This is a genomic window from Virgibacillus oceani, assembly GCF_041521345.1.
Lineage (GTDB): Bacteria > Bacillota > Bacilli > Bacillales > Amphibacillaceae > Virgibacillus_N > Virgibacillus_N oceani_A.
In genome coordinates, this window is the sequence record NZ_JBGOHB010000045.1 from 1 (window position 1) to 14,775 (window position 14,775).

The following is a 14,775-nucleotide window of genomic DNA, read 5'->3' on the forward strand; positions in this document are numbered from 1 at the left end:
GTTAGAATGGTTTTGAGTCATCGTGAATTACCTCCGTATGGTTTGTGTTTTTGTCAACCTTAATTATACGTGGTTTCACGATGGCTTTCTATTTATTTAGCTGTTGCATTTCATTTTACAATGAACCTAGTTTATAATTTATATTTCTTCTATTGCAATCAAAACGCCAGACTGTTATAATCTTTTTATGTGAGTTTTGATAAGGTATTACACCTGTGACGGCTCTTACAATAACTCTGTTTCAAAATGAATCAGGGCAAAAAGGAGTGGAAGACATGAAAAAGGATATTCATCCGGAATACAGAAAAGTTGTATTTCTTGATACGAGCTCAGACTTTAAGTTCATAAGTGGTTCAACTCAGAATTCTGAAGAAACGATTGAGTGGGAAGACGGTAACACGTACCCATTAATCCGTGTAGAGATCAGCTCGGATTCACATCCATTTTACACTGGAACACAAAGAGCAGATAAAGTCGGCGGCCGTGTAGACCGATTCAAGAAAAAATATAATATGAAATAAAAGGCTGAAGCGACTGTAAGGAAGCGGACGGATACAGCTGCTTCTAAAAGCTTTAGTCAAATGCATAAAAGACTTTCCGAAGTCTGATGAAAACAGGCAAAACGTCTATATTTTGCCTGTTTTTTTGCTTTTATCGCAGTGTAACTGGCTGGCCGACAAAAACGCCACTTCTTGTGGCATTGTCGGCACTAGCGCGTCCTGTGCGTCGTAAGACTCCCACTTCAAGAATGAAGGAAACATGAAAATGCTAAGTCGGAGATCTAACAGCCAGTAACGGCCCGATTCGTTCCACTAACATTCAGTGGGGGAGGGGGAACGCAGACTAAAATCGCCACGTCCTGGGACTACGGTACAGTGGTTCCTCGTCCCACCGAAATACATTGTGGCAACGTCTGCATGAGCTACGTCCTGTAGGCCTAAAACACCCACTGAATGAAGTTTCACTTTATACATAAAAATAATAGGTTAACAATTATGGGAATAGAGGTATTAGTATAATAGGAATAATGGAAGGGAGTACCTTGACCATGTACGTCATGAAGCAAAGCGGCTGGGTTGAAGTCATTTGCGGCAGTATGTTTTCCGGAAAATCAGAGGAATTAATCCGCCGTGTCAAAAGAGCAACCTATGCTAACTTAACTGTACGTGTATTTAAACCATTTATTGACGACCGATACAGTGAAGAGGCTGTCGTATCGCACAACGGAAATTCTATCGTAGCCCTTCCTGTAGCATCTTCAGAGGAAATCCTGCAGCATCATGCGGATCGGTCCGTTGATATCATCGGTATTGACGAAGCGCAATTTTTTGATGAAAACATCGTGGAGACCGTGGAAACCTTGGCAAATCAGGGGATCCGTGTCATTGTTGCCGGACTGGACACCGATTTTCGGGGCGAACTATTCGGGGAAATGCCAAAGTTAATGGCACTAAGCGAAGCCGTAACCAAGCTAAACGCCATATGCCCCGTATGTGGCTCCCCAGCCAGCCGAACCCAGCGCCTGATCAACGGCAAGCCGGCATCTTACCATGACCCGGTTATCCTGGTCGGCGCATCTGAATCCTATGAGCCAAGGTGCCGCCATCATCATGAAGTGCCGAATAAAGCAAAGCAGAATATAATGGATTTAGCAAAATAGAGTGCCTGGGGTGCTCTATTTTTGTCTCTGCGTGTCAGGTTTGCGGAGGTCGCTGATAAATCACTGTGATTCGCTGGTAAAATAGATAAACCGCTGATACCTCCTTCCAGTTCGCTGAAATACCTCCAATACGAAAGCAAATTCCATAAAAAGAGGATTTTTGATCATGACGTAGAATTAAATATATATAGTAGAGAAAGGTAGTGATACATTCTATGATTTTAAAAAGCATGGTAAAGAATTGGATGTATTAAAATTGGAAGCTCTTGACAGGAGGCCTGCGATTCATCATCCAATGAAAGGGCGAGTGGAAAAGGATCTTCGTATAAAAAGAGCCGAAGTGAAGGGAGAGAAAGAAGTTGATTACCCGCTGGGTTTTCTAAATAAAGAGAAATTCCTCATACTGCACAATCTAAGATTAATAGATGAAAATGTTTTTTTTCAAACCGATACATTGCTGCTCCATGAAAAGTTCTTTCTTATTCTCGAAGTTAAAAATTGGTATGGTACAATCCTATTTGATCGAGATGGCCAAGTAATCCGTATAGGAGATGACGGAACAGAAGAAGGGTTTAATAACCCCATCCCCCAAGCAAAACTCCAAGTTTACGGCCTTCAAAAATGGCTTCGCTTACAAGGAATAGAAAATGTAAATATTTATTATTTCGTTGCAACTAGCTTTCCAAATACCATCCTTCAATCAGTATCTCTAAATTATCCTGTTCCCGAAAAAGTGATTCACAATCATCAGTTATTTTTAAAATCAATACGTTAGATAAATCACATGAAACAATTAAGGTAACAAAAGATGAGCTTAGGACATTATCAAAAAAACTCATTAAAGCACATACTCCGTCAAATAGGAACCTGCTGGAAAAATATAAAATGAATAAAGAGCAGCTAATAAAGGGCGTTATTTGTCCCGGCTGTTGTATACCACCAATGAAACGTATACACGGAAAATGGTGTTGTTCTTTCTGTGGACAAAAATCAGATGACGCTCATAAAGAAACACTAAATGATTAAAAGCTATTGTTTGATGACCATATTTCAAATCACGAGGTAAGAGACTTATTGCAAATCGGATCACCACATGCTGCAAAAAGATTAATGCAGAATGAAAGTTATGAGCAGATTGGTAATAAAAAAGCACGTCAGTATAAGCTTGAATTGTGGGTTCGCTGATAAAAATAAAATGTCGCTGATAATCCACTACTCTCCGCTGATAAACTAAAATAAAAGCTGCTATTCACCCATAACCTTCCTAATCTCCCTAACCGTCGCCTGTACCTGTATATTTTGACCAGCATCTCCCAAATAATTTTGACCTCACCACCTGAGTATAATATAATTATACTGTTAGTCTGAAAGAGGTGACCGTGATGTTAGATCGTTTACAATCATTGGAAGAACGCTACAACAAATTGAATGAATTGCTGAGTGATCCAGATGTAATAAATGATACAGACAAACTGCGAGAATATTCGAAGGAACAATCCGGCCTGGAGGAAGTGGTGCAGGCATACCGCGAGTATAGAGATGCAGATAACCAATTAAAAGATGCAAAAGAAATGCAGGAAGATGACCTGGATGATGAAATGGAAGAAATGGTGAAAACGGAGATTTCAGAGCTCACACAAACCATAGAAGCGCTGGAAGATAGAATGAAAATTCTGCTCCTGCCAAAAGATCCAAATGATGATAAAAACGTATTTATGGAAATTCGCGGGGCTGCCGGCGGAGATGAGGCTGCATTATTTGCAGGTGATCTTTACCGTATGTATTCCCGCTATGCAGAGAACTATGGCTGGAAAATTGAAGTGATGGAAGCAAGCTCAACTGGTGTAGGCGGCTATAAGGAAATTATTTTCATGATTAGCGGTAACGGGGCCTATTCACGATTAAAATACGAGAATGGCGCCCATCGTGTACAGCGTGTGCCCGAGACGGAATCCGGCGGCAGGATCCATACGTCAACGGCAACAGTAGCTATTTTGCCGGAAGCCGAAGAAGTGGAAGTCAATATTAGTGAAAAAGATATCCGTGTGGACACCTTCGCATCCAGCGGTCCCGGGGGCCAGAGTGTTAATACAACAATGTCTGCGGTACGTCTGACACACGAACCGACTGGGATTATTGTTTCCATTCAGGATGAAAAATCACAGATTAAAAATAAAGAAAAAGCCATGAAGGTGCTTCGTGCCCGGATTTATGACAAGTTTCAACAGGAAGCACAGGCGGAATATGATGAAAACAGGAAATCCGCGGTAGGCACCGGGGATCGTTCGGAGCGGATTCGTACGTATAATTTTCCACAAAACCGAGTGACAGATCATCGTATTGGTTTAACGATTCAAAAGCTTGATCAGATTATACAGGGGAAGCTGGATGAATTTATTGATGCCCTCTTAATGGAAGAGCAGGCGAAAAAATTGGAACAAATAGGTGAATAAGATGACGAAACAATATGAAGTCCTCCACCGGGCTTCTCTTTTTTTAGAAAAGTATAATCGGGAGCCCAAAGTTGCTGAAATACTGCTGCAGCATCATTTACAAGTGTCACGCGCTGCATTTTATTCTATGATGCAAGAACCGGTGCCGGAAACCATGATAAAACGATTAGAAGCGGATATTAAAAAACATGCCGAAACTGGTGTACCGTTACAACATTTAACAGGAACAGCAGCATTTTACGGCCGAAGCTTTCTTGTAAATGAAAACGTACTGATACCAAGGATGGAGACGGAGGAGCTTGTTCAGCATGTGATCGGTGAAGTGAATATTATTCAATCTACTGATTTGAAAAAAACAAGCACCCCTCTCAAGGTTGTAGATGTTGGCACAGGAAGCGGAGTAATAGCTATCTCATTAAAACTGGAGCTGGAGGATGCCGTGGTTTTTGCAACAGATATTTCAACTAAAGCATTACAAATAGCAAAACAAAACGCACAGCAGCTGAATGCAGATGTCCGTTTTCTGCAAGGTAATTTTTTAGACCCATGCATCAAACAGAATATAAAAGCTGATGTAATTGTTTCCAACCCCCCCTATATTGCCAGAAAAGAAAAACCGCTGCTTGCGGATACGGTCAAAGACTTTGATCCGGAAATCGCCTTGTTTGCAGATGAAAACGGCCTTTTCGCATATAAAATAATAATGGAACAAGCAAAACATATCATAAAGGAAAATGGTCTTCTTGTATTCGAAATTGGCCATGAACAAGGAGAGGTTGTAAAACAGCTGGTTAAACATGCTTATCCACAAAGTACCGTCAACATAATCAAAGATATCAACGGAAAAGATCGGATTGTCTCGGCTAAACTAGCTGCCGAATAATCCGGTCTTTTTTTCTTTTTAAAAAAAGAAGAGATTACTAGTTTAAAATATTCTTGCCCTGCCCATACTGATGTTAAATCAGAAAACAAAGGAGCAGAGGTCATGAAGAAACATCTCTTATTCGTATTTATATTTTTTATATTATTTTTAACCTTTCCTTCCCAAACCGCAAGCCATAAGGCAAACGGGGTTGATGAATATCAGGTTATTCCTGATGAAGCGATTAGGCTTCGTATTCTTGCCAACAGTGACAGTGAGAAGGATCAAGAAATCAAATATACAGTGCGGGACCGTGTGAATGAGGAAATAACAGAATGGGTGAAGGATATAGCAGATATAGATCAAGCGAGAAATTTAATAGAGTCCCGTACATCGGAAATTGAAGATATAGTAGATCAAGTTTTAGCGGCAGAAGGAAAAAATAGAGAATACAGCGTAGACTACGGAAAAAACGTGGACTTTCCAATCAGACAATACGGGCCATATGTTTATCCGGCAGGTGAGTATGAAGCTGTATTGATTACGCTCGGCAAAGGCAATGGAGCCAATTGGTGGTGTGTACTGTTTCCACCATTATGTTTTCTCGATTTTTCCAATGAGGCCAGTGCTGCCAGCGAGGAGACAGAAGAACCGGAAGATGTTGAAGAAGCGGAAGTGAAATTTTTCTTATTTGAATGGTTCGGCTGGTCATAAATCTTCTTCATTTGCATAGAATAAAGAAAAGCTGCCAATACTATCATCGGGAAAAGCATAGAGTAGGCAGTTAAACTTCCAGCAGCAAACCTGATGTGACAGGGAAAGGAGGAAAGCACAGATTTATATTCTGTGCTACAAACAATGAATCTAATCCGAGCAAATCAAGTGTCTGTAGAAAAAATGGAAGAATTTCTGATGCACAATGAAAACGTAAAAAAAGATGGATTAATGAAGCATGGCTATGTAGTAGAATTGAACGGTAAAATTGAAGGATGTTTTGTACTGGAAGAAATGGACAATGAAATGTATTGGCTGAAGCAGCTGTACATAACGAAAACGCAAGCAGCGAGATTGCCGGTATTATTGGAATCCATATTAGTACTGGCGAAAGAGCAGCATGCAAAAACAGTATATGTACACAGTCATCAGCCTGTTGTTGATATAATTTTGGATGCATTGCAATTTCATCCGCAAAAAGGTAGTTCATTTGTGGATAAGTACGAAAAACAGGAAGGAAACTGGTGGTCTTATCAAGTATCTTAATAGCAGTGGTGACTATTCACAAAAGGCTGTGGATAAACTGTGGAAGGTTTGTGTGTAAAGCTGTATTTTTGTGCATAACTGAAGCAGCATTTATGGAACTTGGCTAACTTTTTTTAATATGATGAGAAACACTTATATAGCGCCGATTAAACAGTATTTTAAAAGCGCAATATAGGTGTTTTTTTATTTGTTCCTTTCCACAGTATAATGAGTAAATAAATGTCTGAAAAGTCTGTGGATAAGCAAATGTGAAGTAATGTAATTTAAGCCCATGGAGAGAAAAGAAAATGACCAACAATCAAATTATCCACAACATGCTAGTTCTGCCCTCATTTTTTGCGAATTCTTCCTCTTTGCATTAAAATAATAGCAGGAAATGAGGTTGCAGCAATGGAGACAAAGCTTTGGAAAATAAATGACGATACATTATATACAGAAAAGATAATCGAGGAAGTGGCTCATATTTTATACAACGGGGAAACGGTTGCTTTCCCGACGGAAACAGTTTATGGGCTCGGAGCTGATGCTACAAACGAAGCAGCGGTAAGTAAAATTTTTGAAGCAAAAGGCCGGCCACAGGATAATCCTTTAATTGCACATGTGGCAACAAAGCAGCAATTAATCGACCTCGTGGATTCTCTGCCCGCCTACGTGGATAAGTTAATTGATCAATTTACCCCAGGCCCGCTCACCTTTATTCTGCCGCATAATGGAAGATGTGCAGAAAATGTAACTGCCGGCTTATCCACCATTGCAGTTAGAATTCCGGACCACCCAGTAGCACTGCACTTATTGAAAACATGTAATATTCCACTAGCGGGCCCAAGCGCCAATGCTTCAGGAAAACCGAGTCCGACCACAGCAGCACATGTATGGGCGGATTTGAACGGAAAAATTGCCGGTATACTTGATGGAGGAGCCACAGGTGTCGGTCTGGAATCAACTGTTTTAGACTGTACAGGGGAAATTCCAGTTATTTTGCGGCCTGGTGGAGTGACTGCGGAACATTTGGAAAAAGTGGTTGGAAAAGTATTGCTTGAAGCTGGCTGGGATAGCAAGGAAAAAAAACCAAAATCCCCCGGGATGAAATATAAGCATTACGCTCCGGAAGTAGATTTATGGTTAATAGACGGGACGCCGGATCGAATGCAGGAAATAATAGACAAGGAACAAAATAAATCAAAAAAGGTAGGCGTGATGGTGAGAACAACGGTTGTACATCAACTTCAAGCAGACCAGATTTTTGACTTGGGAACATATCCAGAAGAAATAGCAGCTAACTTATATGACGCACTAAGAACTTTTAAACAAGGGGATGTCGATCTCATTGTATGTGAAACATTACCCGAAAAAGGCATCGGACAAGCCATCATGAACAGGTTGAAAAAAGCGGCAACAAGATGCCTGACATAACAAGTGTCTGCGTCTCCGTACCGTCGATACTGGACATATTCCGTTTTGGACATGCATATATTTTATCAGTATGTCCAAGGGGGAAGCCTGATGTCGGGTTATATGGGAGAAATGGTTTCATATATTTTTTTGGCGTTTGCACTAGGGATGGACGCTTTTTCTGTCAGTCTCGGTCTCGGGATGCAGCGAATGCGGCTTAAACGGGTAGCTTTCATCGGATTGATCATCGGATTATTTCACATTTTCATGCCGTTTTTGGGTATCGTGCTCGGAAAAGTTATCTCAACCCAGATAAATGAACTGACTGCATTGGTTGGCGGAATGCTGTTGGTTGCAATTGGTGTACAAATGTTCTTTTCGGCATTCAATCATGAAGCAAAAAAAATCATGCAGCCCATTGGTACCGGTCTAATATTATTGGCTTTTGGGGTAAGCATCGACAGCTTCCCGGTTGGACTGAGCCTGGGAATATCCGGTGTTCAAACAGCAATGGCATTACTATTATTTGGCGCCATCAGCACACTCCTTTCATGGTTAGGAATGCTTGCAGGCCGTAAAATGCAGGGCTTTCTCGGTGTTTACAGTGAAATACTTGGAGGGAGTATACTCATCGGTTTCGGTCTAAATTTGATATTTTAACATTCAGAGCTGTCCCCGAAAATAATTTAATCATATTGTAAAGTTTCTAAACCGCAATAATAGGCTACACAGTTATAAAGGAGAAATGGAAATGCCTGAATACGATAGCGCATTATTTTTATATAATGGAAATGCCGGAAGCGAAGATATAGAAGAAAAACTTACCCAGACCCTCCCAATATTGTCACAGCACGTGAAAAAAATGACGGTTATTCAAACGGAGACCATTGAAGAGGCCCAAGAAACATGTGTGGTATTTTCCCCGAAAATAGATTTGCTTATTATCCTTGGCGGAGACGGAACGGTACATGCCTGTATAAACGCGATTGCCCCGTTAAAGAACCGGCCGGTTATCGGTATTTTACCCGCCGGTACAGCCAATGATTTCAGCCGTACGCTGCAAATATCTCAAAACCTTCATGAGGCAGTACAAGCTATTGTAAAAGGTGATGTAGTTCATGTGGATATTAGCAAGACGGACAATAGATACTTCCTTAATTTCTGGGGAATTGGCCTGGTTGCTGAAACCTCACAGAATATAGATGGCGAACAGAAAAAAAACTGGGGAGTACTGAGTTATTTTATAAGTACCATTCGTACCGTGAATCAGGCAGAGGCTTTTCAGTATGAAATCATTACCGATGAAGATGAATACAGCGGCGATGCGATATTAATCATTGTGTTGAATGGAAAATTTATCGGAACAAGAGAATTACCGATTCCTTCGATTCAAGCGAATGATGGGAAACTCGATGTATTAATTATAAAGAATTCGACGTTGACATCGTTCATTGAGCTATTGTCCATGAATAACCCAAATACGGATGAGGAACAATTTACGGAACTTGAGTATTTCCAGACGAAGGAATTAAAAATATCAACTTCTATAGATAAAGAAATAGACATGGACGGGGAAATAGCCGGAACTACTCCTGATAAGATAACCGTGTTGCCTGGACATTTGCGGATGATCAAGGGGAGTGAAGTACCGTAGTTTCATCTTTTACTATAGGTATTTATCATAGTCAGGAATAGGTATTTATAATAGTCAGGAAAATTGCAAGACATCTTAATACAGTTTTCTTCTGCACGGAAATTCCGATTGGTGATCTGAGCACCCCATTTTCTCTATTTATATAGAATGGTCGATCATAGAGAAATTGATCAGAAATAATACTTTGAAATGAGCAGGCCTCAGTATACTTTGATAGATAGAAACGAACCGTACAGGATTGTGCGGTTTATTTAATTTAATATGTTGAAAAAGTGAAACAGCAGAAGAACCGTCCCGCTGTTTCACTTTTAGCTTATATGATATATTTAATTTAGAGAATAAAAGTGGAGGTTCATAATGAAAATACTGTTTGTGTGTACAGGAAATACGTGCCGGAGTCCGATGGCGGCGGCGTTAGTAAAGCGAAGGGTTCCGGAAGCAGAGGTGGAGTCCGCGGGGATTTTTGCAGGGCATAATCAGCGTGCAAGTCAAAAAACGATTGTAGCTTTAAAAAATTATGATATAGAACTGGAACACAAGTCCCAGCCTGTTACTGATGCATTGTTGAACTGGGCGGATATTGTATTAACCATGACAACACAGCACAAGCAATCATTAATCATGGAGTTTCCCAATTTTCAGGATAAATATTTCACCCTAAAGGAATACGTTTCCGATGCCGATAAAAAAATATGGGATGAATTAAAACAGAAATATGCAGATTATGAGGAAAAAAGGGCAATGTTCATCAAAGATAACGGGCAAAAACTCGATAATAATCATCTGAACAGGGAGCTGGAATCCCACTTGGCAGAAGATATCGAACATATTAAGACGCTGGAAGCAAGCTTACTTAATTACGATATATCCGACCCATTTGGCGGTGCCCAGGAAACCTATGAAAAAACATTGCAGGAGTTATCCCATTATATCGATCTGTTAAAGGAAAAAATAAACAAATAGGTAGGAGAAACGCGATATGGGGAAAAGAAAACACCGCTTTAGTTTAAGGTTAAAATTAGTATTATTCGCAACAGGTTTAGCCATTATTACCTATACGACAAGTGCTTTATTTCTTTATGTGATCTTTGATTACGTGCAGGCTTACTGGCAAATATCAGAAGAAGTGTTTACGATCATTACTTTATCCCTTGGCGTTATTTGGTCGGGACTGCTGGCCTTTTTTGCAGCACGAGTCATTACAAAGCCGCTGGAAAAATTAAATGAAGCAGCATCCATGGCAGCGGACGGGAATTTGAATCAAGAAGTGGAGATACCTAAATCAGATGATGAAATCCGCGCCTTGAGTTTATCATTTGATACGATGCTGAAAAACCTGACTAGCATGGTGCATAATATTGACAAACATTTTGATAATACAAATGAATCGGTTATTCATATGAAAAAAGTATCGGATCAGGCATCGCAGCATTCCACGCTCATCAGTACATCGATCGATGATATTTCAAAGGGGGCGGAAAGCTCCTCGGAGTCGATTCAGTATACGGCAGAAGCAATTGAAATGGCAACAGCGCTTGCAAAAAAAGTACAAAACAAAGCAGCACAATCCAAAGAGAAGTCTGGCATGATGCTGGATACGTTATCAAATAGTAAAGATGTGGTAAACAAACTAGTAGAGGGAATACAGCATCTTGCGAGTGATCAGGAGGTTTCGCTTGCAGATGTAGAGGAATTAAACCAAAATGCCCGCCAGGTTGAATCGATTATTTCTATAGTTGGTGAGATTGCCGAGCAGACTAATTTGCTGGCATTAAATGCATCCATTGAAGCTGCAAGGGCGGGAGAGCATGGAAGAGGTTTTGCTGTCGTCGCAGAAGAAATCCGGAAGTTGGCAGACCAAAGTGCCCAGGCAGTGCAGCAAATCTCTGAATTACTGACAACCATTCAGGATGACGTAGAGCGGGTAGCGGCAAAAATGAAGAACACAGTCGGTTTTGCAAAGGCAGAAGCCGAAAACGGGGCAAAAACAAATACTACCATTGAAAAAATGGCCAACTCTATTACGGATACTGCTACAGAAATTGATGCCATTTCCAGTCTGGTGGACAAACAGCTGGAATCCATCCAAGATACGGTAAGGCAGTCCCAAGAGGTTGCAGCAATTGCCGAAGAAACTTCAGCAGGTGCCGAGGAAGTAAACGCAGCGATTCATGAACAGGCTGCTACCATAGACAAAGTGGATGAGCTAGCATATGAACTGGAAGATCAGGCGAAAGTGCTAAACAACCAAATAAATCAATTTAAAGTTTCTTCATAGGCAATTAAGAAAGTATAAAAACATTCTTACTGGGGCTGCGATTACTCGCCTCACCGTAGAGATTTGGGACTGCGGTGCAGCGGCTCCTCGCCCCACCATAATGATCTGCATAAGTGCAACTAAGGTTGCCACCTAAAGGATTGGTGACAACCAAGTTTTCTAAAAAAACGAACAGGAAGGGAGTAAATAAGATGAAGGTTATTGTGACCGGAGATCATGCAGGAATGACTGTAAGAAATGCGGTGAAAGAATTACTGGAGGAAAAAGGGATTGAGTATGAGGATACAGGCTGCAGCTGTGAAACGTCTGTAGATTATCCGGATTATGCCCTCCCGGCTGCTGAACGGGTAGCAAGCGGAGAATTTGACCGGGGTATTTTGATTTGCGGAACCGGCATCGGCATGTCCATCGCTGCAAATAAAGTGAAAGGAATTCGCTGTGCCCTGACCCATGATACTTTTAGTGCAAAAATGACTCGAAAGCACAATGATGCTAATATACTTGCAATGGGTGAACGCGTCGTCGGCCCTGGGCTGGCACGTGAAGTAGCAACAGTGTTTCTTGACACCGAATTCGAGGGCGGCCGCCACGCAAACCGTCTTGGTAAAGTAGATGCGTACGAAAATAAATAATTGCTGTGTTCAAGAGACATCCGAGCTGGTGTCTCTTTTGGCAGGTGAATAGTATAAGCATTTCAGGCTTTTTTCTAAAGGATTGTTGTTTTTAACAAAATTAGTGCAAATATTACCGTACTAGCAAGTACTTTTGATGGGACGAGCATTTAGCGCAGTCCCAGTCCGAATACACGTAGACTCCTGCGGGAGGTCGGCTAAGTTCGGTCACGTCCTGTGACCAACGCCGACACCCGCACATCCTGTGCTTGCATCGGCATCGGCGAGACCCCGCAGTGCGACAAATGAAGGCCGACTAAAACCGCCCTTTGCGGGCAACGTCGGCATACCCCTTGTCGGGGCAAGGAGGCTCACCAGCCGCCCGCGGAAATGCGAAGTGTATTCGGACTGCGGGTTGGTAACAACAAACTATGCGAAAACAGCCTTTCTAAACGACTGCGTAAAAAGACAGATTTTCAAATAATATCAGGGGTGATGATGCATGACAGATTTACAGCAAAAAATACGTGAAGATATAAAAGCTGTTTCTGCGGAATGGCTGGCATCTGGAAATCTGCAAAAAGGGGAAGTATTCGTCATCGGCTGTTCCACTAGTGAAATGGCTGGAGAAAAAATAGGGACTTCGGGAAGTGAAGAAATAGCCGCTGCCGTCTATAGTGAATTGAAACAGCTGCAGGAAAAGACAGGCATCCAGCTTGCGTTTCAATGCTGTGAACATTTGAACCGGTCGCTTGTAGTAGAAAGAGAATCGATGAAGCAATATCAGCTAACGGAAGTCGCCGCAGTACCTGTCCCGGAAGCGGGGGGTTCCATGGCTTCCTTTGTATATAAAAACATGCAAAATCCTGTTCTCGTGGAGAAAATCCAAGCTCATGCCGGCATGGATATTGGAGAGACCATGATTGGAATGCATCTGAAGCATGTTGCGGTCCCTGTACGCCTAGGGAAAAACTGGATCGGAAATGCCAGGTTAACCGCTGCCAAAACGCGTCCTAAATTAATCGGCGGGCAAAGAGCTCAATACAAGGAAACAATCGCAAATAATAGCTGCAAGTAGTGAAAACAGCTTAAATAAGCAAATGGAAACGTCAAAATCCGAACGATTTTCGTCATATTTTCTTTATTGTCTATAAAAAACATCTTGTCCCTAAAGAATGAATAGTATAATATATTATATATAGCATTAGCGTTTAAATGAAAGATTTCTTTTGTAAACCAATACGCATTACACGGAGAAAAACGCAGATCTTTACTGATGATCTAAAAATGGACAAACACCAAGCTCCAAAGAAATTTACCATTAGCAAGTGCAACAAAAAATATAGGAGGTCAATATCAGAATGGAATACATAAAGCAAGCGGATAATGAAGTGTTTGAGGCAATCCAGGCGGAGAAAAAGCGGCAGCAGGAAAAAATCGAATTAATTGCATCAGAAAACTTTGTCACAGAAGCAGTAATGGAGGCAATGGGTTCCGTTCTAACCAACAAATATGCGGAGGGCTATCCGGGTAAAAGATATTACGGAGGCTGTGAACATGTCGATGTTGTAGAAAATCTGGCTCGTGATCGTGCCAAAGAACTTTTCGGAGCGGACCATGCAAATGTCCAGCCCCACTCTGGTGCGCAGGCTAATATGGCTGTATATTTCACCGTGTTGGATCAAGGGGATACGGTGTTAGGCATGAATTTAAATCATGGCGGGCATTTAACACATGGAAGCCCGGTAAATTTCAGCGGAAAACTTTATAATTTTGTGGATTACGGTGTAGAGGAAGGTTCTGAAGAGCTCAACTACGATGCCATAATGGAAAAAGCAAAAGAAGTAAAGCCGAAATTGATAGTGGCAGGTGCAAGTGCTTATTCACGTCCGATTGATTTTAAGAAATTCCGTGAGATTGCAGACGAGGTTGATGCCTATTTACTGGTTGATATGGCCCATATTGCCGGACTTGTCGCGGCTGGATTACATCAAAATCCGGTTCCTTACGCTGATTTTGTAACAACGACAACGCATAAAACATTGCGCGGCCCTCGCGGTGGAATGATTCTTTGTAAAGAAGCATATGCGAAAAAAATAGACAAATCTGTATTCCCAGGAATGCAGGGCGGCCCGCTTATGCATATTATCGCTGCAAAAGCAGTTGCATTTAAAGAAGCATTATCCAGTGACTTTAAAGCATACTGCAAACAAATTATCAAAAATGCCCAAGCTTTAAGTGGAGCCCTTGAAAGCGAAGGTGTACGAGTCGTTTCAGGCGGAACAGACAATCACTTATTGCTCGTTGATGTTACGCCATTGGAATTAACCGGGAAGGTAGCAGAGCAGGTACTTGATGATATTGGAATTACTACAAATAAAAATACGATTCCTTTTGATAAAGAAAGCCCATTTGTTACAAGTGGTGTACGTATGGGAACAGCAGCTGTAACCACTCGCGGTTTTGGCGAGTCCGACATGAAAGAAATCGCTGCAATCATATCCCTTACCCTAAAAAATCACGAAGATGAAGCAAAACTGGCAGAAGCAAAAGAACGCGTACTTGCGCTAACAAACAGCCGGCCATTATATGCATAAATTTTAAA

Annotated in this window: 15 protein-coding genes; all 15 read left to right on the forward strand. The window is 41.4% G+C overall.

The features are described 5' to 3' along the window. Positions 1–275: 275 nt before the first annotated feature. The 15 genes from ACDX78_RS21480 to ACDX78_RS21550 all read left to right on the forward strand — a co-directional run bounded on the left by ACDX78_RS21480 (position 276) and on the right by ACDX78_RS21550 (position 14,767). On the forward strand, positions 276–521 hold the full coding sequence (locus tag ACDX78_RS21480; RefSeq protein WP_486030643.1) for a type B 50S ribosomal protein L31: 246 nt from the start codon (positions 276–278) through the stop codon (positions 519–521). A 527-nt stretch (positions 522–1,048) separates the two neighbouring features. After that, the gene (locus tag ACDX78_RS21485) at positions 1,049–1,660 is read left to right on the forward strand and encodes a thymidine kinase (protein ID WP_486030697.1); all 612 of its coding nucleotides are present in this window, start codon (positions 1,049–1,051) and stop codon (positions 1,658–1,660) included. A 307-nt stretch (positions 1,661–1,967) separates the two neighbouring features. Further along, entirely contained in the window at positions 1,968–2,435 is a 468-nt protein-coding gene (locus tag ACDX78_RS21490) for a nuclease-related domain-containing protein (RefSeq protein WP_486030645.1), read from the forward strand. 607 nt (positions 2,436–3,042) lie between these two features. Further along, positions 3,043–4,113 carry a peptide chain release factor 1 gene (gene prfA / locus ACDX78_RS21495; protein ID WP_486030647.1) on the forward strand — a complete coding sequence of 357 codons (1,071 nt, stop codon included), beginning with the start codon at positions 3,043–3,045 and terminating at the stop codon, positions 4,111–4,113. Position 4,114: 1 nt separating this feature from the next. Beyond that, entirely contained in the window at positions 4,115–4,996 is an 882-nt protein-coding gene (gene prmC / locus ACDX78_RS21500) for a peptide chain release factor N(5)-glutamine methyltransferase (protein WP_486030649.1), read from the forward strand. Positions 4,997–5,098: 102 nt separating this feature from the next. Beyond that, positions 5,099–5,689, forward strand: a complete 591-nt coding sequence (spoIIR, locus tag ACDX78_RS21505; RefSeq protein ID WP_486030651.1) for a stage II sporulation protein R — start codon at positions 5,099–5,101, stop codon at positions 5,687–5,689. 198 nt (positions 5,690–5,887) lie between these two features. Next, positions 5,888–6,235 carry a GNAT family N-acetyltransferase gene (locus ACDX78_RS21510; RefSeq protein WP_486030653.1) on the forward strand — a complete coding sequence of 116 codons (348 nt, stop codon included), beginning with the start codon at positions 5,888–5,890 and terminating at the stop codon, positions 6,233–6,235. A gap of 390 nt (positions 6,236–6,625) precedes the next feature. Next, positions 6,626–7,648 (forward strand): L-threonylcarbamoyladenylate synthase, encoded by a 1,023-nt coding sequence (locus ACDX78_RS21515; protein ID WP_486030655.1) that lies wholly within the window; start codon positions 6,626–6,628, stop codon positions 7,646–7,648. Positions 7,649–7,738: 90 nt separating this feature from the next. Further along, a complete protein-coding gene (locus tag ACDX78_RS21520; protein WP_486030657.1) occupies positions 7,739–8,287 on the forward strand; it encodes a manganese efflux pump MntP in 549 nt (182 codons plus the stop codon). 91 nt (positions 8,288–8,378) lie between these two features. Next, positions 8,379–9,281 (forward strand): diacylglycerol/lipid kinase family protein, encoded by a 903-nt coding sequence (locus ACDX78_RS21525; RefSeq protein WP_486030659.1) that lies wholly within the window; start codon positions 8,379–8,381, stop codon positions 9,279–9,281. A 357-nt stretch (positions 9,282–9,638) separates the two neighbouring features. Beyond that, positions 9,639–10,244, forward strand: coding sequence for a low molecular weight protein arginine phosphatase (locus ACDX78_RS21530; protein WP_486030661.1), 606 nt, complete (start codon positions 9,639–9,641; stop codon positions 10,242–10,244). A 16-nt stretch (positions 10,245–10,260) separates the two neighbouring features. After that, entirely contained in the window at positions 10,261–11,559 is a 1,299-nt protein-coding gene (locus ACDX78_RS21535; protein WP_486030663.1) for a methyl-accepting chemotaxis protein, read from the forward strand. Between the two features lie 191 nt (positions 11,560–11,750). Beyond that, positions 11,751–12,191, forward strand: coding sequence for a ribose 5-phosphate isomerase B (rpiB, locus tag ACDX78_RS21540; protein ID WP_486030665.1), 441 nt, complete (start codon positions 11,751–11,753; stop codon positions 12,189–12,191). A 481-nt stretch (positions 12,192–12,672) separates the two neighbouring features. After that, positions 12,673–13,248 (forward strand): TIGR01440 family protein, encoded by a 576-nt coding sequence (locus ACDX78_RS21545; protein ID WP_486030667.1) that lies wholly within the window; start codon positions 12,673–12,675, stop codon positions 13,246–13,248. Between the two features lie 283 nt (positions 13,249–13,531). Continuing rightward, positions 13,532–14,767, forward strand: coding sequence for a serine hydroxymethyltransferase (locus ACDX78_RS21550; RefSeq protein WP_486030669.1), 1,236 nt, complete (start codon positions 13,532–13,534; stop codon positions 14,765–14,767). Positions 14,768–14,775 lie beyond the last annotated feature (8 nt).